Below are 323 nucleotides of genomic sequence, written 5' to 3'. Positions count from 1 at the left end.
AATGATGTCTATTAATTCGGTAGAGACTGAACTCGTTCCATTTTCATAACGACTCAAGCTATTTCGAGAAATTCCTATAATTCGGGCAAATTCGGGTTGTGTTAAGTCATGTGTTTTACGTAAGGATTTTATGTTCTTTCCAATCATGGCAAACTCCTTTATTTTTATAATTCAATTATAGCATAAAAAAGCATAACGCACCAATTTTGGTGCGTTATTTCTTGTTTTTCTAGCCTAAACTTTACTTCTAAAAAAGCCACCTTAAAGAGCAATGTCATTAAGTTAAGAAATTCAAATACAGTTCTGTATTTGGGTTTCTTTTT

At 31.6% G+C, this 323-nt stretch carries 1 protein-coding gene; it reads right to left on the bottom strand.

The features are described 5' to 3' along the window. The coding region (locus ADI58_RS10505; protein WP_152905475.1) for a helix-turn-helix domain-containing protein at positions 1-147 on the bottom strand (147 nt) is incomplete at its 3' end. Positions 148-323: the final 176 nt, after the last annotated feature.

This window comes from Streptococcus mitis (assembly GCF_001074635.1).
Lineage (GTDB): Bacteria > Bacillota > Bacilli > Lactobacillales > Streptococcaceae > Streptococcus > Streptococcus mitis_E.
Note: the sequence above shows the minus strand (reverse complement) of the source record. Positions and strands in the feature narration are given on the sequence as shown.